We start from the raw sequence: 23,510 nt of genomic DNA, 5'->3' as shown, positions 1-23,510 counted from the left end.
GCACCCCGGAGACGGTCCTGCGGGGTGCCCGCCGTGCCGTCCGGGTCAGGTCCAGGGCACCTGCGGCGAGCGGTAGAAGCCGATCCCGGCCGCCTCCCAGTACGGGGCCTGCGCGGCGAGCCGCACCTTGTAGGTGTCCCAGTCGTGCGTGGACGCCGGGGACCAGCCCAGCTCGGCGACGCCCGGCAGCCTCGGGAAGGCCATGTAGTCCAGCTGGTCCGGGTCGGACAGGGTCTCCGTCCACAGCGGGGCCTCGACCCCGCGGACCGCGTCGGCCGGGGCGCCCGGCAGATAGCCGGCCGGGTCCCAGTCGTAGGACCGCTGCACCTCGACGTAGCCCGCCCAGGACAGGCCCAGCGGGGTGTCCTCGGTGTACTTCATGTCCAGGTACGTCCGGTCGGCCGGGGAGAGGATCAGCCCGGTGCCGTTCCTGGCGGCCGCGGCGACCTCGGCCTTCTCGGCGTCGCTGGTGCGGTCCAGGCCCCAGTACTGGACCAGCGCGCCCTCGGCCGGCTCGGCGCCGGCCAGCTGGTGCCAACCGACGACCGTCTTGCCGTACTTGGCGACGATCGGCTGGACGCGCTTCATGAACGTCACGAAGTCGGCCTTCGGCGTGGAGTGCGCCTCGTCGCCGCCGATGTGCAGGTAGCGGCCGGGGGTGAGCGCGGCGAGTTCGCCGAGGACGTCGTCCACGAAGTCGTAGGTGACGTCCTTGTCCACGCACAGCGAGCTGAAGCCCACCTTGGTGCCGGTGTAGAGCGGGGGCGCCACGCCGTCGCAGTTCAGCTCGGCGTAGGAGGCGAGGGCGGCGTTGGTGTGGCCCGGCATGTCGATCTCGGGGATCACCTCCAGGTGGCGCGAGGCCGCGTAGCGGACGATCTCCTTGTAGTCCGCCTTGGTGTAGTGGCCGCCGGGGCCGCCGCCGACCTCGGTGGAGCCGCCGTAGGTCGCCAGGCGCGGCCAGGAGTCGATGGCGATGCGCCAGCCCTGGTCGTCGCTGAGGTGCAGATGGAGCTTGTTGTACTTGTAGCGGGCGACGCGGTCGATGTAGCGCTTGACCTCGTCGACGCCGAAGAAGTGCCGGGAGACGTCGAGCATCGCGCTGCGCCAGGCGTAGCGCGGGCTGTCCTCCATGGTGCCGCCCGCGACCAGCCAGGGGCCGGGCTGCGCGGTGTCCTTCTCGACGGCGGGGGGCAGCAGCTGACGCAGGGTCTGGACGCCGTGGAAGAGGCCTGCGGCCTTGCGGGCGGTGATGGTGACGCCGGAGCGGCCGCTTTCGAGGCGGTAGCCCTCGTCGCCGTAGGGGCCCTCGGTCAGGCGCAGTTGTATGCCCCCGTGGCCGTGGGTGGTGACGGGGAGCCGGTATCCGGTGGCGGGCCGCAGGAGGTCCGCGAGGTAGTCGCCGACGCGGCGGGCCTCGCGCGAGTCGTCGACGCGGATGTGGGTGCCGCGGGTGATGCGGTACGGTGCGCCGCCGGGGTCGACCGAGGCGGGGGCCGGGATCACCCGGTCCAGGGGCGTGGGTTCCGCGGCCGTCTTCCGGTCCGGTGCGGCGCCGGTGGTCATGGCGCCGACCGCCGCCACCAGCAGCAGCGCTCCCAGCAGCCGGGGGATGCGGGGAGTCGTTCTGTGGTGCCGTCGATGAGGTCTCACGTGCGCTCCCTTCGCGGGGGGTGCAATCGGGGTGTGAGTCATGGGTGTTGGGGACGGGTGCAGACCACTCTCCCGCACCATCGCCGTCCGCGGGAGCGATGAAACAATCCAGGCATGGCGGAAATCATCCAGAAGGACGGTACGTGGGTCTTCGACGGCGACGCCCTGCGGTTGACACCCGGACGGGACAAGAACGTCGGTCTGCTCCGCAGGGAGCTGGGTGAACTGCTCGTGCCGCTCGCCGCGTTGGCGGGCGTCTCGTTCGAGCAGGGGAAGAAGTCGGGGCGGCTGAGGCTCCGGCTGCGGGACGGCGCCGACCCCTTGCTGCACGCGACGGGCGGCCGGCTGACCGAGCCGCACGACCCGTACCAGCTCCTGGTGGAGCCCGACCGGTACGGCGTGGCCGAGTACTTCGTGGACGAGGTGCGCAACGCCCTGCTCCTCGACCAGGTTCCGTCCGGCCCGGTGGACGCGTACCTGCTGCCGGGGCCGTCGGTGCCGCTGTCCGTGTCGGCCGGGGACGGCATCGCGCACTTCGACGGCGAGCAGGTGCGCCTGGAGTGGAAGTGGCAGGCGGAGGACGCCAAGTCGGCCGCCGGCCCGCGCACCCTTCCCCTCGCGGACATCGTCGCGGTGGAGTGGCAGCCGTCGGCCGGTCTGGAGAACGGCCACCTGCGTTTCACGGTGCGGGCGGCGCCGGGCAAGGTGCCGCCGAAGTACGACCCCAACGCGGTGGAGCTGTGGGGCTTCAAGAAGGACCCGCTGATGGCCCTGGTGGCCGCGGCCGTACAGGCCCGCCTGCCGCACCCGGCCGCCCGCCCGGCCCTGGACGACGCGGGTCCGGCCGGGGAGAGCCACGCGCCGGCGCCCGCGCCGGCCGCCGAGGACGACCACGACGCGCTGCTGCGCCGACTGCGCGAGCTGGGTGATCTGCACCGCTCGGGAGTACTGACGGACGAGGAGTTCTCCCTGGCGAAACAGGCGATTCTCAAGCGGATGTAGACACAGCACCCCCAGAGACACGCTCACGCCTGCCCGATATCGGGCAGGATTCTTGCGCAAGCGCCTCCCTTACCCCAGGATCTACCGGGTGCACGACGAACTCGTTGATCATCTGACGCGGTCCACCCCGCTGAGCCGGGGCGAGGCGCTGCGCGTGGTCCAGGACGTGCTCGCCTACTTCGACGAGACGACCGAGGAGTACGTCCGTCGCCGCCACCGCGAGCTCCAGGCCCAGGGCCAGGTGAACGCGACGATCTTCGAACGGATCGAGGCGGAACTGAAATACCGCGCGGTCGCGCCGCCGGAGCTGTCGCTCCGTCAGCTGCGCCGCATCGTCTACGGCTGAGCAGGCCGAGAAGGACACGAGGAATACGTCTACATGTGCGGAATCGTCGGATACATCGGCAAGCGCGACGTCGCGCCCCTGCTCCTGGAGGGCCTGCAGCGCCTGGAGTACCGCGGCTACGACTCGGCCGGCATCGTCGTCACCTCCCCGAAGGCGACCGGCCTGAGGATGGTCAAGGCCAAGGGCCGGGTGCGCGACCTGGAGGCCAAGGTCCCGGCGCGCTTCAAGGGCACCACCGGCATCGCCCACACCCGCTGGGCCACCCACGGCGCCCCCTCCGACGTGAACGCCCACCCGCACATGTCGGCCGACAACAAGGTCGCCGTCGTCCACAACGGCATCATCGACAACGCCGCCGACCTGCGCCGCAAGCTGGAGGCGGACGGCGTCGAGTTCCTCTCCGAGACCGACACCGAGGTCCTCGTCCACCTCATCGCCCGTTCCGAGGGCGTCAAGCTGGAGGACAAGGTCCGCGAGACCCTCAGGGTCATCGAGGGCACGTACGGCATCGCCGTGATGCACGCCGACTTCCCCGAGCGCATCGTCGTGGCCCGCAACGGCTCGCCGGTCGTGCTCGGCATCGGCGAGAAGGAGATGTTCGTCGCCTCGGACATCGCCGCGCTGGTCGCCCACACCCGGCAGATAGTCACGCTCGACGACGGCGAGATGGCCACCCTCAAGGCCGACGACTTCCGCACCTACACCACCGAGGGCACCCGCACCACCTCCGAGCCCACCACGGTGGAGTGGGAGGCCGCCTCCTACGACATGGGCGGCCACGACACCTACATGCACAAGGAGATCCACGAGCAGGCGGAGGCCGTGGACCGCGTGCTGCGCGGCCGGATCGACGACCGCTTCTCCACCGTGCACCTCGGCGGCCTCAACCTGGACGCCCGCGACGCGCGCGCCGTGCGCCGGGTGAAGATCCTCGGCTGCGGCACCTCGTACCACGCGGGCCAGATCGGCGCCCAGATGATCGAGGAGCTGGCCCGCATCCCCGCCGACGCCGAGCCCGCCTCCGAGTTCCGCTACCGCAACGCGGTCGTCGACCCCGACACCCTGTACATCGCCGTCTCCCAGTCCGGTGAGACCTACGACGTGCTGGCGGCCGTGCAGGAGCTGAAGCGCAAGGGCGCCCGCGTGCTGGGCATCGTCAACGTCGTCGGCTCGGCGATCGCCCGCGAGGCCGACGGCGGCATGTACGTGCACGCCGGTCCCGAGGTGTGCGTCGTGTCCACCAAGTGCTTCACCAACACCTGCGTGGCGTTCGCGCTGCTCGCCCTGCACCTGGGCCGCACCCGCGACCTGTCGGTGCGCGACGGCAAGCGGATCATCGAGGGCCTGCGCAAGCTGCCCGCGCAGATCGAGGAGATGCTGAAGCAGGAGGAGGACGTCAAGAAGCTGGCCGCGCAGTACGCCGACGCCCGCTCGATGCTCTTCATCGGCCGGGTGCGGGGCTACCCGGTCGCCCGCGAGGCCTCCCTGAAGCTCAAGGAGGTCTCCTACATCCACGCCGAGGCCTACCCGGCCTCCGAGCTGAAGCACGGCCCGCTCGCCCTGATCGAGCCCGCCCTGCCGACGGTCGCGATCGTGCCGGACGACGACCTGCTGGAGAAGAACCGCGCGGCCATGGAGGAGATCAAGGCCCGCAGCGGTCAGATCCTCGCGGTCGCCCACCGGGAGCAGGAGAAGGCCGACCACACGATCGTCGTCCCGAAGAACGAGGACGAGCTGGACCCGATCCTCATGGGCATCCCGCTCCAGCTCCTCGCCTACCACACGGCGCTGGCCCTGGGCCGGGACATCGACAAGCCGCGCAACCTGGCCAAGTCGGTGACGGTGGAGTAGCCGGCTCCCGCCCGGTCAGGGGATGACGACCACGGGCCGCTTCGCCCGCTTGGCGAGGCGGCCCGCCACGGAGCCGAAGAGGCGGCCGACCAGGCCGTGACTGGAGCCGACGACGATGGCGTCCGCCTCGTACTCCCGCCCCACCTCCTCGAGTTCGTGGCAGATGTCGCCGCCGCGCTCGACCAGGATCCAGGGCACCTCGGCGAGGTAGTCCGCGCACGCCAGCTCCAGACCGAGCACCTCGGTGCGGTGGTCGGGCACGTCGACGAAGACCGGGGGTTCGCACCCGGCCCACACCGTGGTGGGCAGCCGGTTGGCGACGTGCACGATGACCAGGCCCGAGCCCAGCCGGGAGGCCATGCCGATGGCGTAGGCGAGGGCGCGCTCGCTGGAGGTGGAGCCGTCGAAGCCGACGACGACGCCGTGCTTGAAGGCTGGGTCGCACGACTGGCGTGGCTCTTCGGCCGCCAGGGGCTCGGCCGCCGTAGGTTCGGCGACGGGCCGCTTGCGGTCCGCGGGTTCGAAGAATTCGTGACCGGCCATGGCTGTCTCGGCGTTTTTATCCTCTGTGGGGGACAACAGTGTGCGGCGGAGCTGTGTGTCCGGGAATGGTCTTCCCAACCCCATACCCCCAAGGGTACGGCGGCACGCCTCCTTCGCCCAGATCCCGCGAAGGGTCCGCCGCGGGCTGCACCGGAGCATGCCCGAGAGGGCGCCCGTAACGCAATGGTTGCTGCTCTGTACAGGCGGTTTGCACGGGATTCAACTGCCGGTCACCGGTCGTGACCGATGCGCCGCGCGGACGTTGATCTCCATGCCGCCACCCCAGGGAGCACCCGTGACCGGACCGCACCGCCCCGCCGAGCCGACGTCCGGCGCGCCCGGCCGCGACGGCGTCACCGACCTCGTGCGCTGGGCGGCGTTCAGCTGCTTCCTCGTGCCGGTCGCGCTCCTCTGGTACGGCGCCTCGTTCGCCGGCGCCGCCGGCACGGCCCTCGGCCTGGCCGCCGTCACCGGCGTGTGCCGTGTGCTGCTGCGGCGGTCCGAGCGCGTGGCGGCGCGACGGCGGGCCCGCAGGGGTGGACGGCACGCCGGGGAAAACACACCGGTCGACTGACCGGTTTCCGCGCACCGTTCCGCTTCTTTTCAGCCAACTTCCACAGGTGGCGCATCACCACCCCTCACCACCCCCAAACCCCCGTTCCACCTGCACGTAAAGGGTCTCGTGACCCCTTCGCACCCTACGTGGATTGGCCACTGACACAAGGCGCACTTCCCAGGGGCTCCCGGGAGTGCGACGCTTCGTGATCGACTGCTTCACGCCAAGTTGCCATGTCGACAATGTCCCAAGTGCCGAACCAGCCACCTCGGCGCGGTGGGACGCAGTAGATTCGATCTTGACCGTCTGGGCGGGGGACTCGTGCAGGACCGAGGGGAAACGTGTTGGAGCGACAGGCCCGAAGGGTAAGGGGCGCCGCGACCACCGAGGGGGGCTTAGCAGGATGAGCCACGACTCCACTGCCGCGCCGGAAGCCGCGGCCCGGAAGCTCTCCGGGCGACGCCGCAAGGAGATCGTCGCGGTGCTGCTGTTCAGCGGCGGCCCCATCTTCGAGAGTTCCATACCGCTGTCGGTGTTCGGGATCGACCGCCAGGACGCCGGCGTACCGCGCTACCGGCTGCTGGTGTGCGCCGGCGAGGAGGGCCCGCTGCGGACCACGGGAGGCCTGGAACTCACCGCGCCGCAGGGCCTGGAGGCGATCTCCCGCGCGGGCACCGTGGTCGTGCCGGCCTGGCGGTCGATCACCTCGCCGCCGCCGGAGGAGGCGCTCGACGCGCTGCGCCGCGCGCACGAGGAGGGGGCGCGCATCGTCGGACTGTGCACGGGCGCCTTCGTCCTCGCCGCGGCGGGCCTGCTCGACGGCCGCCCCGCCACCACGCACTGGATGTACGCGCCGACGCTGGCCAAGCGCTATCCGTCGGTGCACGTGGATCCGCGCGAGCTGTTCGTGGACGACGGCGACGTGCTGACGTCCGCGGGCACCGCGGCCGGGATCGACCTGTGCCTGCACATCGTGCGCACGGACCACGGCAACGAGGCGGCCGGCGCCCTCGCCCGCCGCCTGGTGGTTCCGCCGCGCCGCAGCGGCGGCCAGGAGCGTTACCTGGACAGGTCTTTACCGGAGGAGATCGGCGCCGACCCGCTCGCCGAGGTCGTCGCCTGGGCGCTGGAGCACCTCCACGAGCAGTTCGACGTGGAGACGCTGGCCGCGCGCGCCTACATGAGCCGCCGCACCTTCGACCGCCGGTTCCGCTCGCTGACGGGCAGCGCCCCGCTCCAGTGGCTGATCACCCAGCGGGTCCTGCAGGCGCAGCGCCTCCTGGAGACGTCGGACTACTCGGTGGACGAGGTCGCGGGCCGCTGCGGCTTCCGCTCGCCGGTCGCCCTGCGCGGCCACTTCCGCCGCCAGCTGGGCTCGTCCCCGGCGGCCTACCGCGCCGCCTACCGCGCCCGCCGCCCCCAGGGCGAGCGCCGGCCCGACCCGGACCCGGCGGGGGCCGCCCGCCCCCTGCCCCCGTCCGACCCGCCGGCCGCCCTCCCCGCGGAGACCGCGGTCCCCTTCCAGACCCGCCGCACGCCGACCCCGATGCCGGCCGGCGCGGCCGGCGTACCGGGCCAGCGCAGCGCGCCGTGAGGTGAGCGGACGGCCCCTTTGAGCGCCGGACGGGTCACTTCGGCCCGCCCGGCGTTCACACCCGACACGGGGGTCACTTCGGCCCGCCCGGCGCTCACGTCCGACGCCGGCGGGGCGCTTCAGCCCGTCCGGCTTTCACACCGACACGGGGAGCACTGCGGCCCGTCCGGCTTTCACGTCCGACACGGGGGTCACTTCGGCCCGTCCGGCGCTCACGTCCGACGCCGGGCGGGGCGCTTCAGCACGTCCGGCGTTTGAGGACGAGGCCCGTTCAGGGCCGAAGCGGGGGCCTGAGGGCGGCAGCCCCCAGCGAGGCCCGCACCGACGCCGGGGGCCCGATAAACAGGCGCCCACCGTAAAGTGGCCCGCATGAACGATCGCATGGTGTGGATCGACTGCGAGATGACCGGCCTCTCGCTGTCCGACGACGCGCTCATCGAGGTTGCCGCCCTCGTCACCGACTCCGAGCTGAACATCCTCGGCGAGGGCGTCGACATCGTCATCCGCCCGCCGGACCGGGCCCTGGAGACGATGCCGGAAGTGGTGCGCGAGATGCACACCGCGTCCGGCCTGCTCGCGGAGCTGAACGACGGCACCACCCTGGCCGACGCCGAGGCCCAGGTCCTGGCCTACGTGCGCGAGCACGTGAAGGAGCCCGGCAAGGCCCCCCTGTGCGGCAACTCCGTCGGCACCGACCGCGGCTTCCTGCTGCGGGACATGGCCGCGCTGGAGGGCTACCTCCACTACCGGATCGTCGACGTCTCCTCGATCAAGGAGCTGGCCCGCCGCTGGTACCCGCGGGCGTACTTCAACAGCCCCGAGAAGAACGGCAACCACCGCGCGCTCGCCGACATCCGCGAGTCCATCGCCGAGCTGCGCTACTACCGCGAGGCGGTCTTCGTCCCGCAGCCCGGCCCCGACTCCGACACGGCCCGGGCGATCGCCGCGAAGCACGTCGTACGCGCCGGGTAGCGGCTCGGGGCCGCCGGGCGGCGGCGTCCGGAAAGCCGGGCGCGAGCACCCCTTGGGACCCTGTACACTTTTTCTCAGCCGGTCGGGAAACCCCGCCACGCGGGATTCGAGCACCGGCCTTGGTGGGTGTAGCTCAGTTGGTAGAGCACCTGGTTGTGGTCCAGGTGGCCGCGGGTTCAAGTCCCGTCACTCACCCTGATCAGAGGGGCCGCCGATCTGCGAGAGCAGACCGGCGGCCCCTCTTCCGCAATGCGGGGATCTTGGACCGTCCGTGCCCGCTGCGTCACTCGACGATGTTGTTGGAGACCGTGATGTCCCAGTGGACGTAGTCCTGGGACCCCTCGTCCGTGTTGGTGACGTGGGCCGACTGTGTGACGGTGTCACCCCTCGGCACGGAGAACGACAGCTCCTGCCGGCCGTCGAGATCAGTGGTGTCCTCACTCGTCCCCTCGAACAGCAGCGCTTCACCCTTGACGAAGAGTTCGCGGTCCTGGACCCGTCCGTCCAGATGCACCTCGCCGCGGCACTCACCGCCCCAGCGCAGTTCCCCGTCGAAGAAGCGGCGGTAGCCCTCCCCCTCTTCGTAGAAGTCCACTCCGTTGCGGACGCCCGAAGCACGTTCGTTCGGACCGAAGTCCTCGTAGTCCATTCCGCTGACCGCCGCCAGCGTCGTGATTCTGCGCGTCATGGTCTGCTCCTTGTCCCGGAGCGGAGCCCAGAGATCGAAGCCGACCCCGCATGCCGCCCCGTTGGCCCCTCTCCCTCCACGATGCGCCCGGCCCTACGCCATGTCCAACGGACCTCGAACTTCCCCCCGAACCAGGAGTGTTGTCCGCGACAAGGGCGCAGCCGGTCACCCTTTTCCCGGCGAGCCCGTGAGCGCGGCGCGCGCAGCAGGAGGGCGTCCGCCGAAGGAGGCCACTACGACGACCGGCGCTCCACCAGTTCCGTCGCCAGCACCACCTGGTGCCGCTCCAGCCCCCGCGAGGCGGCCGGCCTGCGGTCGGCGATCTCGGTCAGCAGCAGGTCGATCATCGCGCGGCCCATCTCCTCGATGGGCTGGCGCACGCTGGTCAGCGGCGGCTCCATGTGCCGGGCGATCGCCGAGTCGTCGTAGCCGACCAGCGCCACGTCGTCCGGGATGCGCCGCCCCGCCTCGCGCAGGATCTGGCCGGCACCGGCCGCGGTGACGTCCGAGGCGGCGAAGACCGCGTCGATGTCGGGGCGCCGGCGCAGCAGTTCCGCCATCGCGCGGCGCCCGCCCTCCTCGGTGAAGTCGCCCGGCTCGATCAGCCCCTCGTCCACCTCGTGGCCCGCCTCGCGCAGCGCGTCGCGGTAGCCGTCGACGCGTCGCTGGGCGCCGTAGACGGCGAGGTGCCCGGTGATGTGGGCGATGCGGTCGCGGCCGCGGGACAACAGGTGCTCGACGGCCGAGCGGGCGCCGCCGTAGTTGTCCGAGTCCACCGACGCCAGCGGCTCCGCGGCCGAGCGCGGGCCGCTGATCACCGCGGGGATCTCCAGCTGGGTCAGCAGGTCGGGCAGCGGGTCGTCGGCGTGCACCGAGACCAGCAGGACGCCGTCCACCCGGTGCGCCGCGAGATACTGGGCGAGCCGCTCCCGCTCCCGGTCGCTGCCCGCGAATATCAGCAGCAGCTGCATCTCGGTGTCGGACAGCTCCGCGCCGACCCCCTTGAGCATGTCCGAGAAGTACGGTTCCGCGAAGAATCGGGTCTCCGGCTCCGGGACCACCAGGGCGATCGCGTCCGTGCGGTTGGCCGCCAGCGCGCGGGCCGCCGTGTTGGGGACGTAGCCGAGCTCCTCGACCGCCGCCTCGACGGCCGCCCGGGTCGCGTCGCTCACCCGGGGGGAGCCGTTGATCACGCGGGAGACCGTGCCGCGACCGACGCCCGCGCGTGCCGCCACCTCTTCGAGGGTGGGCCGGCCACCGCTCCGCCCACGCACTCCGTGGCTTGCCATCGGCCCCGCCTCCCGTCGTCACCCCCGCACTCTGCGGCTGGCCTGGAATTTAACAGGCCGGTCGGGTGTAATGACCGACTCCGGCCCCTCCACCGCCGTACGGGAGTGTCTCCGTGCCGCTCGCAACGTCCAGTTAACAGGCCGATAACTGAACGCAATTCGTCGCGTCCGTTCCCTTGACACCCCCGCCCGGACCCGCGAATCTTCAACACATCACTTGTGGGAGCGCTCCCACACTACCTGGCACATACACATCCCGCACGTTCCACGCCCGAGCCGCAGCGACGAACGCATCACATGAAGCAGCGGGTCCAACCATGCAGTTGGCCGGGGGGTCGGCACGTCAGGGCAACAGGAGGACGCAATGCGAGCAGCACGCAGAGGATCGGCCCGCAGAGTGGTGGTCATGGCGGCCATCGCGTCGCTGGGCGCCGGGCTGCTGGCCGGCTGCGCCGACGACGGGAAGGACGAGGACAGCTCGTCGTCGGGCGACAGCAGCGGCAAGACCACGATCACCCTCGGTCTGTTCGGGACGATGGGCTTCAAGGAGGCCGGGCTCTACGAGGAGTACGAGAAGCTCAACCCGGACATCAACATCGAGGAGAACGTCACCGAGCGGAACGAGAACTACTACCCCGCTCTGGTCAACCACCTCACCACCAACAGCGGCCTCCAGGACGTGCAGGCGATCGAGGTCGGCAACATCGCCGAGGTCGTCGCCACCCAGGCGGACAAGTTCGAGGACATGTCCAAGGCCGAGGGCGTCAAGAAGGACAACTGGCTGGACTGGAAGTGGCAGCAGGCCACCACCAAGGACGGCGCCACGATAGGCCTCGGCACGGACATCGGCCCGATGGCCATCTGCTACCGCAAGGACCTCTTCGAGAAGGCGGGCCTGCCGACGGACCGCGACGAGGTCTCCAAGCTGTGGGCCGGCGACTGGAGCAAGTTCATCGAGGCCGGTGAGAAGTACAAGAAGGGTGCCGGCAAGGACACCTACTTCATGGACTCCCCCGGTGGTCTGATCAACGCCATCCTCAGCAGCGAGGAGGAGAAGTTCTACGACTCCTCCGGCAAGGTCATCTACAAGACCAACCCGGAGGTCAAGAAGGCCTTCGACCTGACCGCCGAGGCGGCCGAGAAGGGGCTGGTCCAGTCGCAGACCCAGTTCCAGCCGGCCTGGGACCAGACCATCTCCAACAGCCTGTTCGCCACCGTCGCCTGCCCGCCGTGGATGCTCGGCACCATCAAGGCCAAGTCGCAGCCGGACTCCGCCGGCAAGTGGGACGTGGCCCAGGCCCCGAAGTCCGGCAACTGGGGCGGCACCTTCCTGGGCGTGCCCAAGAGCGGCAAGCACGTGAAGGAGGCCCAGAAGCTGGTCACCTGGCTGACCGCGCCCGAGCAGCAGGCCAAGCTGTTCTCCAAGATGGGCAGCTTCCCGAGCGCGCCCGCCGCGTACAAGCTCCCGCAGGTGACCGGCGGCAAGAACGACATGACCGGCGACGCGCCGATCGGTGAGCTGTTCGCCAAGGCCGCCGAGCAGATCCCGACCCAGGTCATCGGCCCGAAGGACCAGATCATCCAGCAGGGTCTGACGGACAACGGCGTCATCCTCGTCACCCAGGGCAAGTCGGCCAAGGACGCCTGGGACAACGCCGTGAAGACCATCGACAACAACCTGGAGAAGTGACCGGAATGACCACCCGGCACGACACCGCCGCGTCCCCCGTCAAGGGGGGCGCGGCCCCGGGCCGCCCGCCCGGCGGCAGGGCGGCCGACGAGGCCGACCGGAAGAAGCGGGCGAATCTCTCCCGGCGCTGGCAGCGGGACATCCGCTGGAGCCCGTACGCGTTCGTCTCGCCGTTCTTCCTGCTCTTCGTCGCCTTCGGCCTGTTCCCGCTGATCTACACCGGCTGGGCCTCGCTGCACACGGTGGAGCTGACCGCGCCCACCGACATGAAGTGGACGGGCCTGGACAACTACACCCGCATCTTCGACGACGACTTCTTCTGGAACGCGGCGAAGAACACCCTGTACATCGGCATCATCTCCACGGTGCCGCAGCTGCTGATGGCCATGGGCCTCGCGCACATCCTCAACTACAAGCTGCGGGCCTCGACCTTCTACCGGGTCGTGATGCTGGCGCCGTACGCGACGTCGATCGCGGCGGCCTCGCTGGTGTTCGTGCTGCTCTTCGGTCGCGACTACGGCATGATCAACTGGGCCCTCGACCTGGTTGGCCTGGACAAGATCGACTGGCAGAACGGCTCCTGGGCGTCGAAGTTCGCCGTGTCCTCGATCGTCATCTGGCGCTGGACCGGCTACAACGCGCTGATCTACCTGGCCGCGATGCAGGCGATCCCGCAGGATCTGTACGAGTCGGCGGCGCTGGACGGCGCCAGCCGCTGGCGGCAGTTCATCCACGTCACGCTGCCCTCGCTGCGTCCGACGATCCTGTTCACGGTCGTCGTGTCGACCATCGGCGCCTCGCAGGTCTTCGGCGAGCCGCTGCTGTTCGACGCGAACAAGGGTGCCTCGGGCGGTTCCCAGCACCAGTTCCAGACGCTCGGCCTGTACCTGTACGAGCAGGGCTGGGTCAACCAGCACCTGGGCCGCGCCTCCGCGATCGCCTGGGCGATGTTCCTGATCCTCATCGTGATCGGCATCCTGAACGCCGTCATCTCGCGCCGGCTGCGCGCCAGTAGTTAAGGAGAACCGGCCGTGACGACGACCATGACGAAACCCCCGGCCGACGCGGCACCCGACCCGTCCCGCAAGGGCAGGGGCCGACGAGGCGCCAAGTCCTCCCGGGCCGGCGGGCACATGCACGCGGGCCCGATCGCCTACATCATCCTCGCCCTGTTCACCATCGGCTCGCTGTTCCCGCTGGTGTGGACGGCGATCGCCGCCTCGCGCGACAACCAGCGGCTCGCCCAGACCCCGCCGCCCTTCTGGTTCGGCGGCAACCTCTTCGACAAGCTCGAGATCGCCTGGAACGACGCCAACCTCGGCGAGGCGTTCCTCAACACCACCATCGTGGCCGGCACCTCGGCGCTCACGATCGTCTTCCTGTCGACGATCGCCGGGTTCGCCTTCGCCAAGCTGCGCTTCCGCGGGCGGGGCGCGCTGATGCTGATCGTCATCGGCACGATGATGGTGCCCCCGCAGCTCAGCATCATCCCGCTGTACATGATGGTCGCGAAGCTGGACTGGTCCGACCAGCTCCAGGCGGTGATCCTGCCGTCCCTGGTGAACGCGTTCGGCGTGTTCTTCATGCGGCAGTACCTGCTCCAGGCGCTGCCCGACGAGATCATCGAGGCCGCGCGCGTCGACGGGGCCAGCAGCTGGCGCGTGGTGTGGCACGTGGTGTTCCCGGCGGCGCGGCCCGCGATGGCCGTGCTCGGCATGCTGATGTTCGTGCAGTCCTGGAACGACTTCCTGTGGCCGTTCCTGGTGCTGACGCAGAACGGCAGTCCGACCGTGCAGGTCGCCCTCGCGGGACTGGGCCGCGGCTACACCCCGGACCAGTCCCTGATCATGGCCGGCGCGCTGCTGGGCACGCTGCCGCTGCTCCTGGTGTTCGCGATCTTCGGCAAGCAGATCGTGGGCGGCATCATGCAGGGCGCCGTCAAGGGCTGACACCTCACCGGCAGCTCACCCGCGGGGGCCGGGTCACCGCCGCCCCGGCCCCGGAACGGGCGACCGCCGTGACCGCCGCCCCCTGCCCGGCTTCCCCCCTCGTCCCTCCACCCGTCGGTCCCACCGGCCGGGCCTCGCGCCGGCCGGGACGACCCGCCACGAACCCTCTATGGGAGCGTTTCCATGCTTGAGTCCGCAACGCCGGTGACCCCGGTGACCTTCCCCCCTGCCTTCCTGTGGGGCGCCGCCACCTCGGCGTACCAGATCGAGGGCGCGGTGCGGGAGGACGGCCGTACCCCCTCGATCTGGGACACCTTCAGCCACACCCCCGGAAAGACGGCCGGCGGGGACACCGGTGACATCGCTGTCGACCACTACCACCGCTACCGCGACGACGTGGCGCTGATGAAGGACCTGGGCCTCGGCGCCTACCGCTTCTCGATCTCCTGGCCCCGGGTGCAGCCGACCGGCCGCGGCCCCGCCGTCCAGCGCGGCCTGGACTTCTACCGCCGCCTGGTGGACGAGCTGCTGGCCGCCGGGATCAAGCCCGCCGTCACCCTCTACCACTGGGACCTGCCGCAGGAGCTGGAGGACGCGGGCGGCTGGCCCGAGCGGGACACCGCGTACCGGTTCGCCGAGTACGCGCAGATCGTCGGCGAGGCCCTCGGCGACCGGGTCGAGCAGTGGATCACGCTCAACGAGCCGTGGTGCGCCGCCTTCCTGGGCTACGCCTCCGGTGTGCACGCCCCCGGCCGTACCGACCCGGCGGCCGCGCTGCGCGCCGCGCACCACCTGAACCTGGCGCACGGCCTGGGCACGGTGGCGCTGCGTTCGGTGATGCCGGCCCGCAACTCGGTGGCGATCAGCCTCAACACCTCCGTCGTGCGGCCGCTGTCGCAGAGCCCGGCGGACCTGGCGGCGGCGCGGAAGATCGACGACCTGTCCGGCGGGATCTTCCACGGCCCGATCCTGCACGGCGCCTACCCGCAGTCCCTGCTGGAGGCGACGGCGTCGGTGTCGGACTGGTCGCACGTCCAGGACGGCGACCTGGGGCAGATCCGGCAGCCGGTCGACGCGATCTGCCTCAACTACTACACGCCCACCGTGGTGTCGGCGGCCGACGCCGACTCGCGCGCCCCGCGCGCCGACGGCCACGGCGCCAGCGACCACTCGCCGTGGCCCGCCGCGGACGACGTGGCGTTCCACCAGCCGCCGGGCGAGCGCACCGAGATGGGCTGGAGCGTCGACCCGTCCGGCCTGCACGAGCTGATCATGCGCTACAACCGCGAGGCCCCCGGCATGCCGCTGTACATCAGCGAGAACGGCGCCGCCTACGACGACAAGCCCGGCGCGGACGGCTCGGTCCACGACCCCGAGCGGGTCGCCTACCTGAACGGCCACCTCACGGCGGTCCGGCAGGCCATCGCCGACGGCGCCGACGTGCGCGGCTACTACCTGTGGTCCCTGCTGGACAACTTCGAGTGGGCGTACGGCTACGAGAAGCGCTTCGGCGCGGTGTACGTCGACTACGTCTCCCAGCAGCGCACCCCGAAGTCGAGCGCGCTGTGGTACGGCCGGGCGGCCCGCACGGGGACGCTGCCGCCGCTGGACGCGGCCGAGTAGGCCTTCGGGCAGCCGGAGGGAACGCGGGAGAAACGACGCGGGAGGTACGCGGCAGGAACGCGGGACACGGGGCGCGGCATCCCACGGGGGGGATGCCGCGCCCCACTCGCAGGGCCGGTGTGGGGCCCGGCCCTGCCCGGGGGAGCCAGGCCGTCCTACTTGTAGGCGGCGAACGCCTTGGAGAAGGCGTTGAGCGCCTGGTCGACGGAGCTGCACGTGGCGTCGGCCGAGGGCTTGGGGCCCCCGGGGCAGGCCTTGTCGCGGGTGGCGGACCACATGGACAGCGCGCCGAGGCCCTTGGACTCGGCGAACTCCACGAGCTGGGTCGCGTCGTCGACCTTGAAGACCTCGGAGGCGACGTCGTTGACGCCGATCATCGGGGTGACGGCGACCGTCTTCCAGGCCTCCGCGTCGGACAGGCCGAGAACGCCCTTGATCTGGGCCTGGGTGGCGGTGGCGGCCTGGATGGCGTAGGTGCCCATGTCGTCGCTGTACGCGGGGCCGTAGTCCATCGCCATGATGTTGACGGCGCCGATGTCCACGCCGTTCTTCTCGGCGTCGGCGAGCAGGTCGACGCCCGCCTGGGTGAGGCCCTCGGGCATCACCGGGAGGGTGAAGGAGACGTCCAGGCCGGGGTGCTGCTTCTGGAGCGCGGCGACGGCCTGGGCGCGGCGGGTGTTGGCGGCCTTGTCGGGCAGCGCCCCGCCCTCGACGTCGAAGTCGACCTTGGTGAGCCGGTAGGCGTCGACGACCTTGCCGTACGCCGCCGCGAGCGCGTCCGCCGACGTGCAGGTCGTGCCCAGTTCGGAGCCGGAGGCGCCGCCGAAGGAGACCCGGACGTCGCCGCCCTTGGCGCGCAGATCGCCTATCTGGTTCGCGACGGCGTCGCTGCCGAGGTCGGTGACGCCGCCCCACTTGGGCGTGCAGCCGCCGCCGTCGGTGACGAAGGCGAGGTTGTACTCCTGCACGCCGGTCGCCGCGGAGTGCGCGAGCAGGTCGAAGGCCGGGTAGAGGGAGGTGTCGACGTACGGCGCAAAGCCCGCGCCGGCGGCGGTGCCGTCGCCGGGGGTTCCGGTGGGCGCGGGGGTGGTGGGGGTGCCGGTCGGGGCCGGCTCGGTAGTGCCGGTGGCCGTGGGGGTCGGCGTGGGCGTCGGGGCCGGGGGCTCGGTGGGGCGGCCGCTGGGCTCGGGGGTGGCGCCGCCGTCCGTCGAGCAGGCGGCGTCGTCGACGAGGCAACCGGTGGGGTCGGCGGTGCCGTTGACGACGAAGCCGACCGTGACGGACTCGCCGGCCTTCAGCCCGTCCGTGTCCCACTTCGGCGGGGTCACGGTGACGTGCTGCCCGTCGACCTTCGACTCGGCGTTCCACAGCGAACCGAGCTGCGCGCCCGCGGGCAGGTCGAACTCCAGCGTCCAGTCCGCCTTCGCCTGCCCGCTGGTGTTGGTGACGACGTACTGGGCGGTGTAGCCCGTCGACCACTCGCTGGTCTTCGTGTACGCGGCGCCGACCGCGGCCGCCTGGGCGGTGCTGGTGAACAGCAGCGCGCCGCCCCCGGCCACGGCCGCCGCGACGACGGCGCCGATCGCCTTGTTCCTGCCACTGGCCTTGCGTCGGTGCGTACGCATCACGTGCCTGCCTTCGCTGTTCACGGTGCCCTCGCGGGGACGCGGCGAGGGCGGGGTGGGGGTGGGTGCGGCAGCACGCTAGCGACCCGGAAACGGGCAAAGCGCCTGATCCGGGCGAGGGTTGACGATCTTAGGGTGGGCTTAAGGAAGGGATCGGGACCGATTAATGGTCGCGGCCGGCCCGGACCGCCGGTGCCGGTGCCGACGTCTGCGTCTGCGTCTGCGTCTGCGTCTGCGTCTGCGTCTGCGCCCGCGTACGGCCCTGTCTGCGCCGGCGTACCGCTCCCCGGTGCCCGCGCCGCACCGGTGCCGTTCGCCCGTCCAGCTGGATCCAGATCCGCACCTCGGTGCCGCCCAGCACGGAAGCGCCGATGCGCACGTCGCCGCCGGTCGACTCGGCCATCCGGCGCACGATGTCCAGGCCGAGCCCGGTCGACCCGTCGGTGCCCGAGCCCCGGCCGCGGGCAATCGCCGCCTCGGGGTCGGCTATCCCGGCGCCCGCGTCGGAGACCAGCACGATCACCGCGTCCTCGCCGTTGTGCAGGTCGACGGCGAAGGCGGTGCCCTCGGCGGTGTGCCGGAAGACGTTGCCGAGCAGCGCGTCGAGGGAGGCGGCCAGGTCGGCGCGGGCCACGGGTATGCGCACCGGCCGGTCGGCGCCGGCCACCCGCCACTTGCGGCCCTCGTCCTCGGCGAGCGCCGACCAGAACCCCATCCGCTCCCGGACCACCTCGGCCGCGTCGCACCCGGCGCCGGGGCCGGCGGTCGCGGTCTGCGGCTTGGCGTCCCGTGCGGTGCGGATGATGGTGTCGACCTCGCGCTCCAACTGCTCGACGGCCGCCCGGGTCTGCTCGGCGGCGGGGCCGTCGCCCAGCGAGGCCGCGTTGAGGCGCAGCACGGTCAGCGGGGTGCGCAGCCGGTGGGACAGGTCGGCGGCCAGCTCCCGTTCGTTGGCCAGCAGCTGCACGACCTGGTCGGCCATGGAGTTGAACGCGACGGCGGCGCGCCGCAGTTCGTCCGGCCCCTCCTCGGGCACCCGCGCCCCCAGCCTGCCCTCCCCCAGCTCGTGCGCCCCGTCGACCAGGCGCCGCGCGGGCTGCACCATCCGTACGCCCAGCCGGTCGGCGACCGCGACCGAGCCGACGATCAGGGCGGCGCCGACCGCCGCGAGCACCGCCCAGGCGGTGCCGACGCCGTTGGTCACCGCGGACTCGGGCACGTACACCTCGACGACGGCGATCTCGCCGGAGCTGAGCGCGACCGGCTGGAGCAGGGTGGAACCGCCGCCCACCTCGGTGGTCGAGGCCCGCCCCATCTCCCGTACGGCGGCGATGTCCTCGTCGGTGGCACGCTGCCGCCCGATGTCGGTGGCGTCGCCGCTCCCGTCGCCGGGCGCCGGTATGTGCACGGCCATCCCGGCGTCCGAACCGGCCGAGGCCACGACGCGTTCCAGCTGCTCGCGGTCGGTGGTGATGGACAGGGCGGGGGCGACGGCGGCGGCCTCCCGCTCGGCGTTGGAGAAGGCGCGGTCCCGGGCCATCTCCCGGATGACGAGTCCGAGCGGCACGGCGAAGGCGACCACGACCATCGCGGTGACCGCCAGCGAGACCTTGACCAGGGCCCATCTCATCGTGGTGGCTCCAGTCGCGGTGGCTCCAGCTTCACGCCGACGCCGCGCAGAGTGTGCAGATAGCGGGGCCGGGCCGCGGTCTCGCCCAGTTTGCGCCGCAGCCAGGAGAGGTGGACGTCGATGGTCTGGTCGTCGCCGTAGGACTGCTGCCACACCTCGGCGAGCAGCTCCTTGCGGGGGACGACGACGCCCGGCCGGCCGGCCAGGAAGGCGAGCAGGTCGAACTCGCGGCGGGTCAGGTCCAGTGCCGTCCCGTCCAGTTCGGCCTGGCGGCGCAGCGGGTCGACGGTGAGGCCGCCGACCCTGAGGACGGCCGGGGGCGCCGCCTCCGTGGGTCCGCCGCGGGCCCGGCGCAGCACGGCCGCCATCCGGGCCGACAGGTGCTCGACGGAGAACGGCTTGGTGAGGTAGTCGTCCGCGCCCGCGTTCAACAGCCGTACCACCTCCGCCTCGTCGTCCCGGGCGGTGGCGACGATCACCGGTACGTCGGTGATGCCGCGCAGCATCTTCAGCGCCTCACAGCCGTCCAGGTCGGGCAGTCCGAGGTCCAGGATCACCACGTCGAACCGGAAATGGGCGACCTCGCGCAGCGCCTCCAGTGCCGTGCCGACGCTGCGCACGGTGTGCGAGGCGTCGGTCAGCTGCCGGATGAGCGCCGAGCGTACGAACTGGTCGTCCTCGACCACGAGCACACTTGCCATGGGCGGCACCGTACGCCATGCGGACCGACCCGGTCCGAGCCTGTGGACAACTCCGCCCGGGCCCGCGTCGCACGGCGTCCACGCGACACACGTGGGGCGGGTGAGGCAGTATGGCCGCGATGCGCAGAGGACTCGTCCACGTGATCGCCTGGCTGCTCGCCACCGGCGCCGCGGTCACCCTGTCGTGGTGGGGCGTTCACACGGTGATGGCCGGCACGGCCTACGACGCTCCCCGCGCGCTGCCCATCACGGCCGCCGACGCGAGCGCGCGGGACGGGGCGGACGGCGACGACGGGGAGTCCCTGGCGTCGTCCACCAGCCGTCCCTCGCCCTCGCCGTCGCACAGCGCCTCGCCGACGCCGAGCGCAACGCCCCGCGAGCCGGACCCGGCCCCCTCGCGCACCGCACCCTCCACCACGCCGCCCGCGACCCCGGCGAGCCCCGCCCCCACGACGTCCGGCCGGGTCAGGAGCTACGACACCGACGGGGGCCGCGCGGTCTTCGACCTCGGTACGTCGTCCGCGTCCCTGGTGTCGGCGACGCCGGGTGCGGGCTGGTCAATGCAGGTGTGGAAGACGGAGTCGTGGATCCGGGTGGAGTTCACCTCGGGCGCCGACCGGGTCTCGGTGTTCTGCACCTGGCACGACGGACCGCCGCGAGTGGAGATCGGCAGCTACTGAACCGGACCGTGCCGGTACGGGCTCACTTGAAGACGGATTCCGGCGGCGCGGGTGAGTCCACGGCCGCCGCGTCCGTCACTGGCTGGGCGCCGCCGGTGAAGTCGGTGAGCGCGCGGCCGTGTTCCACGCGCGCGGTGTGCGGGTCGGAGGCGGCGCGACGGGTGAGTTCGGCGAGGGGCAGCGGGTGGTCGGAGGCGACCAGGATCGCGTTGCCGAAGCGCTTGCCGCGCAGTACGGCCGGGTCGGCGACGAGGGCGAGTTCGGCGAACCGGGCGGCCGCGGTGGCGATTTGTCCGCGCAGGTGGGCGAGCGGCGGCCCGTCCGCGAGGTTGGCGGCGTAGACCCCGCCGGGCGCGAGCGCGCGCCGCACCTCGTCGAGGAACTCGGTGGAGGTCAGGTGGCCCGGCGTGCGGGCGCCGGCGAAGACGTCCGCGACGACGAGGTCGGCCCAGCCGTCGGGCACCCTGGCCAGCCCGGCGCGGGCGTCGGTGGAGCGCACCCGTATCCGCGCGGCCGGGTCCAGGGGGAGCTCCCGGCGGACCAGGTGGACGAGGGCCGCGTCGCGTTCGACGACCTGCTGGGTGGAGCGGGGTCGTGTGGCGGCGACGTAGCGGGCGAGGGTGAGGGCGCCGCCGCCCAGGTGCACGGCCCGGACCGGCTTGCCCGACGGGGCGGCCAGGTCGATGACGTGGCCGATGCGGCGCTGGTACTCGAAGGACAGGTACGCCGGGTCGTCGAGGTCGACGTGCGACTGCGGGGCGCCGTCGATCAGCAGCGTCCAGGCCCGGGGCCGGTCGCGGTCGGGCACCAGCTCGGCGCGCCCTCCGTCGACGTCCTCGACGACGGCTTCGGCGGTGGCGCGCCCGCGACGGGCGTTGTTCCTGGACTTTCCCATGGGTCCATTGTCGGACCGGGGTGGGAGTGCCCCGCGCAGCGGCCGCAGTCCACGGGCCGCGCTCAGCGGCAGCAGTCCACGGGTCTCCCTCAGCGGCAGCTGTCCGCGGCCCTGATCAGACGGGCCGCCTCGCCCAGCGCGGCCCTCAGGACGGCGGGGTCGGTCGCCAGGTCCGCCTCGCCGGGCGGCAGCAGCCAGTCGGAGCCTTCCACGGGCGGCTCGGGCTCCGGGACGATGCTCAGTCCCCGGCCGTCCGTCTCCGTGCAGGTGCTGCCCGGCACGTCCCAGGCGGCGGCGGTGCCGGGCGGCACCAGGAAGCCCAGGGTGTCGCAGCCGTCGTCGTGGAGCACCGAGCCCACCCCCTCACCGGCTCCCCGCCGGATGATGTCGACCGCCTCCAGACCCTGCCGGGCCGGCACGGTGACGACGTCACAGGCATCGCAGGGGGGAACGCTGACACTGGTGTCCATCCCGGCTTCCACCACGGAACTCCTCCTCGGACGAGCGGATCGGGAGTCGGCGGGTCTCCCGGTCCACCCGGTTCAACGCGGCGGACCGTCAACGGCTACGGCACGGGGCCGCCGCAAAGGATGGCACTTCATGGCAGATCGTGGATGAGATATCCGGTTTGTAGCCAAACAGCGCGTACCGGCTCCGTCACAACCGGTACGTTCTTGCTCGCCGGAAACAGGGCCGCGCGGTCGTGTCCTTCCCCGGCATGGTTCGACGGTTCGCACGAGAGGACCCGGCCATGGCGTCGTCAACGGTGACCTCCGCCCAGCCAGAACGGCCCCCGCGGCCGAACCTCGCCTTCAGGCGGTTGCGCGGCAAGCGCTCCCCGGCGGAGTTCGCGGCGGCGGTCCGCCGGGCCGCGCGCGAGATCGGCGAGCGGGTCAGCTGCGACGCGCGCTATGTCGGCCGGGTCGAGTCGGGCGAGATCCGCTGTCCCAACTACGCCTACGAACGGGTGTTCCTGCACATGTTCCCCGGTCGCACGCTCACCGACCTGGGGTTCGCGCCCCGCTCGTCGGTACGCGGACGGCAGGCGCGCACCCCGGGTGAGCCGCGAGGGGCGGGTGAGCCGTATGAGACGCATGACACGCAAGACGTCCGAGACCCGCAAGACCTGTACGAAACGCACGACAACAACGAGGAGAGCGACGTGCTGCGTCGCGCATTCATGACGAGCGGTGCCACGGTGGCCGCCGCCTCGCTCGGCCCCCTGGGACTCGCCCTCGACGCCGCGGCGGCCGGGCGCCCCACGCGCCGGGCCGGGACGGGCGAGGCCGGCGCCCTCGAGGAAGCCGTCCGCCGGATCCGGCTGCTGGACGACCGGCACGGCGCGGACGGGCTCTACCGGCGCGCGGCGGCCCCGCTGCGCACCGCGTACGCGCTCCTGGACGCCGGCGCGTCCCGGCGGGCGACCGCGGACCGGCTCTACACGGGCGCAGGTGAACTGGCGATCTCCGTGGGCTGGCTGGCGCACGACTCGGGGCGCTTCGACGACGCGCGCTCCCACTACGCCGAGGCCCTCGCCACCGCCCGCATGAACGGCGACGCGGGCCTGGAGGCGCACGCCTTCTGCAACATGGCGTTCCTGGCCCGCGACGCCGGCCGGCCGCGCGAGGCGGTACGGGCGGCGCAGGCCGCACAGCGCGCCGCCCGCCCGCTGGGCTCGGACCGGCTGATGTCCCTGCTCGCGCTGCGCGAGGCGGGCGGCTGGGCGGGGCTCGCCGACCGGGTCGGCTGCGAGCAGGCACTGGTCCGCGCGCAGGCCTTCTTCGGGCGGGGTCCCTCGGACACCGACCCCGAGTGGATGAGCTTCTACGGCGAGGCCGAACTGGAGGGGCTGGAGGCACAGTGCTGGTCCACCCTGGGCGACTGGCCCCGGGCCGCCCGGCACGCGCGGCGGGCGGCGGACCTCCAGGACCCGCACTTCACCCGGAACCTGGCGCTGTACTCGGCGGAGCTGGCGGACGACCTGGCCCGGGGCGGGCGCCCCGACGAGGCGGCGGGGGCGGGGATGCGGGTCGTGGACCTGCTGGGCGAGGTGCAGTCCTCCCGCATCCACACGATGCTGGCGGGCACGGCCCGGGTCCTCCTCCCCCACCGCCGCTCCTCGGCCGTCTCCACCTTCCTTGACCGCCATGGAGCACTCCCGCGACCGGCATGACCGCACTCCGCCACCGCTGCGGCCCACCGCCGCTGCGTGCAGTCATGTCG

Annotated in this window: 21 protein-coding genes and 1 tRNA gene; 13 read left to right on the top strand and 9 right to left on the bottom strand. The window is 72.0% G+C overall.

Annotation, left to right across the window (positions count from 1 at the left end; all coding sequences use genetic code 11):
* Positions 1-45 precede the first annotated feature (45 nt).
* Positions 46-1,653 (bottom strand): beta-N-acetylhexosaminidase, encoded by a 1,608-nt coding sequence (locus AB0P07_RS14280; protein ID WP_365549775.1) that lies wholly within the window; start codon positions 1,651-1,653, stop codon positions 46-48.
* A gap of 114 nt (positions 1,654-1,767) precedes the next feature.
* Between AB0P07_RS14280 and AB0P07_RS14275 the strand changes: the two genes are divergently transcribed.
* The 3 genes from AB0P07_RS14275 (at position 1,768) to glmS (ending at position 4,852) form a co-directional block, all read left to right on the top strand.
* Positions 1,768-2,655, top strand: a complete 888-nt coding sequence (locus AB0P07_RS14275) for a DUF4429 domain-containing protein (protein WP_365549773.1) — start codon at positions 1,768-1,770, stop codon at positions 2,653-2,655.
* 88 nt (positions 2,656-2,743) lie between these two features.
* A complete protein-coding gene (locus AB0P07_RS14270) occupies positions 2,744-3,001 on the top strand; it encodes a hypothetical protein (protein ID WP_365549770.1) in 258 nt (85 codons plus the stop codon).
* Between the two features lie 33 nt (positions 3,002-3,034).
* Complete coding sequence (glmS, locus tag AB0P07_RS14265) at positions 3,035-4,852, top strand: glutamine--fructose-6-phosphate transaminase (isomerizing) (RefSeq protein ID WP_365549767.1); 1,818 nt, start codon at positions 3,035-3,037, stop codon at positions 4,850-4,852.
* A 15-nt stretch (positions 4,853-4,867) separates the two neighbouring features.
* On the opposite strand, the gene AB0P07_RS14260 is transcribed toward glmS, so the two are convergent.
* Positions 4,868-5,395, bottom strand: coding sequence for a universal stress protein (locus tag AB0P07_RS14260; protein WP_007449983.1), 528 nt, complete (start codon positions 5,393-5,395; stop codon positions 4,868-4,870).
* Between the two features lie 295 nt (positions 5,396-5,690).
* Between AB0P07_RS14260 and AB0P07_RS14255 the strand changes: the two genes are divergently transcribed.
* From AB0P07_RS14255 to AB0P07_RS14240, 4 genes are all read left to right on the top strand, one after another.
* The gene (locus AB0P07_RS14255; protein WP_164712943.1) at positions 5,691-5,969 is read left to right on the top strand and encodes a hypothetical protein; all 279 of its coding nucleotides are present in this window, start codon (positions 5,691-5,693) and stop codon (positions 5,967-5,969) included.
* 385 nt (positions 5,970-6,354) lie between these two features.
* Positions 6,355-7,545, top strand: a complete 1,191-nt coding sequence (locus AB0P07_RS14250; RefSeq protein ID WP_365549764.1) for a helix-turn-helix domain-containing protein — start codon at positions 6,355-6,357, stop codon at positions 7,543-7,545.
* Between the two features lie 369 nt (positions 7,546-7,914).
* Entirely contained in the window at positions 7,915-8,517 is a 603-nt protein-coding gene (gene orn / locus AB0P07_RS14245) for an oligoribonuclease (protein WP_365549761.1), read from the top strand.
* Between the two features lie 122 nt (positions 8,518-8,639).
* Positions 8,640-8,712: transfer RNA gene (locus tag AB0P07_RS14240), tRNA-His, on the top strand.
* An 88-nt stretch (positions 8,713-8,800) separates the two neighbouring features.
* Here the strand turns inward: AB0P07_RS14240 and AB0P07_RS14235 are convergent.
* Entirely contained in the window at positions 8,801-9,205 is a 405-nt protein-coding gene (locus AB0P07_RS14235) for a hypothetical protein (protein WP_365549758.1), read from the bottom strand.
* A gap of 233 nt (positions 9,206-9,438) precedes the next feature.
* Positions 9,439-10,494: a LacI family DNA-binding transcriptional regulator gene (locus AB0P07_RS14230; protein ID WP_365549755.1), complete on the bottom strand. Its 1,056-nt coding sequence runs from the start codon at positions 10,492-10,494 to the stop codon at positions 9,439-9,441.
* 364 nt (positions 10,495-10,858) lie between these two features.
* Here AB0P07_RS14230 and AB0P07_RS14225 point away from each other — a divergent pair, with 364 nt between their 5' ends.
* The 4 genes from AB0P07_RS14225 (at position 10,859) to AB0P07_RS14210 (ending at position 15,756) form a co-directional block, all read left to right on the top strand.
* Positions 10,859-12,184: an extracellular solute-binding protein gene (locus tag AB0P07_RS14225; protein ID WP_164410826.1), complete on the top strand. Its 1,326-nt coding sequence runs from the start codon at positions 10,859-10,861 to the stop codon at positions 12,182-12,184.
* A 5-nt stretch (positions 12,185-12,189) separates the two neighbouring features.
* The gene (locus tag AB0P07_RS14220; RefSeq protein ID WP_365550327.1) at positions 12,190-13,203 is read left to right on the top strand and encodes a sugar ABC transporter permease; all 1,014 of its coding nucleotides are present in this window, start codon (positions 12,190-12,192) and stop codon (positions 13,201-13,203) included.
* A gap of 12 nt (positions 13,204-13,215) precedes the next feature.
* Positions 13,216-14,133 carry a carbohydrate ABC transporter permease gene (locus AB0P07_RS14215; RefSeq protein WP_102929453.1) on the top strand — a complete coding sequence of 306 codons (918 nt, stop codon included), beginning with the start codon at positions 13,216-13,218 and terminating at the stop codon, positions 14,131-14,133.
* A gap of 183 nt (positions 14,134-14,316) precedes the next feature.
* Positions 14,317-15,756, top strand: a complete 1,440-nt coding sequence (locus tag AB0P07_RS14210; protein ID WP_365549752.1) for a GH1 family beta-glucosidase — start codon at positions 14,317-14,319, stop codon at positions 15,754-15,756.
* Positions 15,757-15,911: 155 nt separating this feature from the next.
* On the opposite strand, the gene AB0P07_RS14205 is transcribed toward AB0P07_RS14210, so the two are convergent.
* The 3 genes from AB0P07_RS14205 to AB0P07_RS14195 all read right to left on the bottom strand — a co-directional run bounded on the left by AB0P07_RS14205 (position 15,912) and on the right by AB0P07_RS14195 (position 19,712).
* A complete protein-coding gene (locus AB0P07_RS14205) occupies positions 15,912-17,381 on the bottom strand; it encodes a cellulose binding domain-containing protein (RefSeq protein WP_365549749.1) in 1,470 nt (489 codons plus the stop codon).
* 163 nt (positions 17,382-17,544) lie between these two features.
* Positions 17,545-19,011, bottom strand: a complete 1,467-nt coding sequence (locus AB0P07_RS14200; RefSeq protein ID WP_365549746.1) for a HAMP domain-containing sensor histidine kinase — start codon at positions 19,009-19,011, stop codon at positions 17,545-17,547.
* Complete coding sequence (locus AB0P07_RS14195; protein ID WP_365549743.1) at positions 19,008-19,712, bottom strand: response regulator transcription factor; 705 nt, start codon at positions 19,710-19,712, stop codon at positions 19,008-19,010. Before AB0P07_RS14195 ends, AB0P07_RS14200 begins: the two co-directional genes overlap by 4 nt.
* Positions 19,713-19,831: 119 nt before the next feature.
* Here AB0P07_RS14195 and AB0P07_RS14190 point away from each other — a divergent pair, with 119 nt between their 5' ends.
* Positions 19,832-20,392, top strand: a complete 561-nt coding sequence (locus AB0P07_RS14190) for a hypothetical protein (protein WP_365549740.1) — start codon at positions 19,832-19,834, stop codon at positions 20,390-20,392.
* A gap of 22 nt (positions 20,393-20,414) precedes the next feature.
* Here the strand turns inward: AB0P07_RS14190 and AB0P07_RS14185 are convergent, their stop codons facing one another.
* Together AB0P07_RS14185 and AB0P07_RS14180 are read right to left on the bottom strand one after the other, a co-directional pair.
* On the bottom strand, positions 20,415-21,287 hold the full coding sequence (locus AB0P07_RS14185) for a fused MFS/spermidine synthase (RefSeq protein ID WP_365549737.1): 873 nt from the start codon (positions 21,285-21,287) through the stop codon (positions 20,415-20,417).
* An 89-nt stretch (positions 21,288-21,376) separates the two neighbouring features.
* Positions 21,377-21,772 carry a hypothetical protein gene (locus AB0P07_RS14180; RefSeq protein WP_365549734.1) on the bottom strand — a complete coding sequence of 132 codons (396 nt, stop codon included), beginning with the start codon at positions 21,770-21,772 and terminating at the stop codon, positions 21,377-21,379.
* Positions 21,773-22,038: 266 nt separating this feature from the next.
* On the opposite strand from AB0P07_RS14180, the gene AB0P07_RS14175 reads away from it, so the two are divergent.
* The gene (locus AB0P07_RS14175) at positions 22,039-23,460 is read left to right on the top strand and encodes a hypothetical protein (protein WP_365549731.1); all 1,422 of its coding nucleotides are present in this window, start codon (positions 22,039-22,041) and stop codon (positions 23,458-23,460) included.
* Positions 23,461-23,510 lie beyond the last annotated feature (50 nt).

Origin of the sequence: Streptomyces sp. NPDC085944 (genome assembly GCF_040686295.1) — a bacterium.
GTDB lineage: Bacteria > Actinomycetota > Actinomycetes > Streptomycetales > Streptomycetaceae > Streptomyces > Streptomyces salinarius.
The sequence above is the reverse complement of the archived record's forward strand: the minus strand, read 5'-3'. Positions and strand labels throughout refer to the sequence as shown.

Excerpts from the sequence above, each read along its gene's own strand:
- AB0P07_RS14275 (WP_365549773.1), top strand. The coding sequence starts at position 1,768 with ATGGCGGAAATCATCCAGAAGGACGGTACGTGGGTCTTCGACGGCGAC.
- glmS (WP_365549767.1), top strand. The coding sequence starts at position 3,035 with ATGTGCGGAATCGTCGGATACATCGGCAAGCGCGACGTCGCGCCCCTG.
- AB0P07_RS14260 (WP_007449983.1), bottom strand. The coding sequence starts at position 5,395 with ATGGCCGGTCACGAATTCTTCGAACCCGCGGACCGCAAGCGGCCCGTC.
- AB0P07_RS14250 (WP_365549764.1), top strand. The coding sequence starts at position 6,355 with ATGAGCCACGACTCCACTGCCGCGCCGGAAGCCGCGGCCCGGAAGCTC.
- orn (WP_365549761.1), top strand. The coding sequence starts at position 7,915 with ATGAACGATCGCATGGTGTGGATCGACTGCGAGATGACCGGCCTCTCG.
- AB0P07_RS14235 (WP_365549758.1), bottom strand. The coding sequence starts at position 9,205 with ATGACGCGCAGAATCACGACGCTGGCGGCGGTCAGCGGAATGGACTAC.
- AB0P07_RS14230 (WP_365549755.1), bottom strand. The coding sequence starts at position 10,494 with ATGGCAAGCCACGGAGTGCGTGGGCGGAGCGGTGGCCGGCCCACCCTC.
- AB0P07_RS14225 (WP_164410826.1), top strand. The coding sequence starts at position 10,859 with ATGCGAGCAGCACGCAGAGGATCGGCCCGCAGAGTGGTGGTCATGGCG.
- AB0P07_RS14220 (WP_365550327.1), top strand. The coding sequence starts at position 12,190 with ATGACCACCCGGCACGACACCGCCGCGTCCCCCGTCAAGGGGGGCGCG.
- AB0P07_RS14210 (WP_365549752.1), top strand. The coding sequence starts at position 14,317 with ATGCTTGAGTCCGCAACGCCGGTGACCCCGGTGACCTTCCCCCCTGCC.
- AB0P07_RS14205 (WP_365549749.1), bottom strand. The coding sequence starts at position 17,381 with ATGCGTACGCACCGACGCAAGGCCAGTGGCAGGAACAAGGCGATCGGC.
- AB0P07_RS14200 (WP_365549746.1), bottom strand. The coding sequence starts at position 19,011 with ATGAGATGGGCCCTGGTCAAGGTCTCGCTGGCGGTCACCGCGATGGTC.
- AB0P07_RS14195 (WP_365549743.1), bottom strand. The coding sequence starts at position 19,712 with ATGGCAAGTGTGCTCGTGGTCGAGGACGACCAGTTCGTACGCTCGGCG.
- AB0P07_RS14190 (WP_365549740.1), top strand. The coding sequence starts at position 19,832 with ATGCGCAGAGGACTCGTCCACGTGATCGCCTGGCTGCTCGCCACCGGC.
- AB0P07_RS14185 (WP_365549737.1), bottom strand. The coding sequence starts at position 21,287 with ATGGGAAAGTCCAGGAACAACGCCCGTCGCGGGCGCGCCACCGCCGAA.
- AB0P07_RS14175 (WP_365549731.1), top strand. The coding sequence starts at position 22,039 with ATGGCGTCGTCAACGGTGACCTCCGCCCAGCCAGAACGGCCCCCGCGG.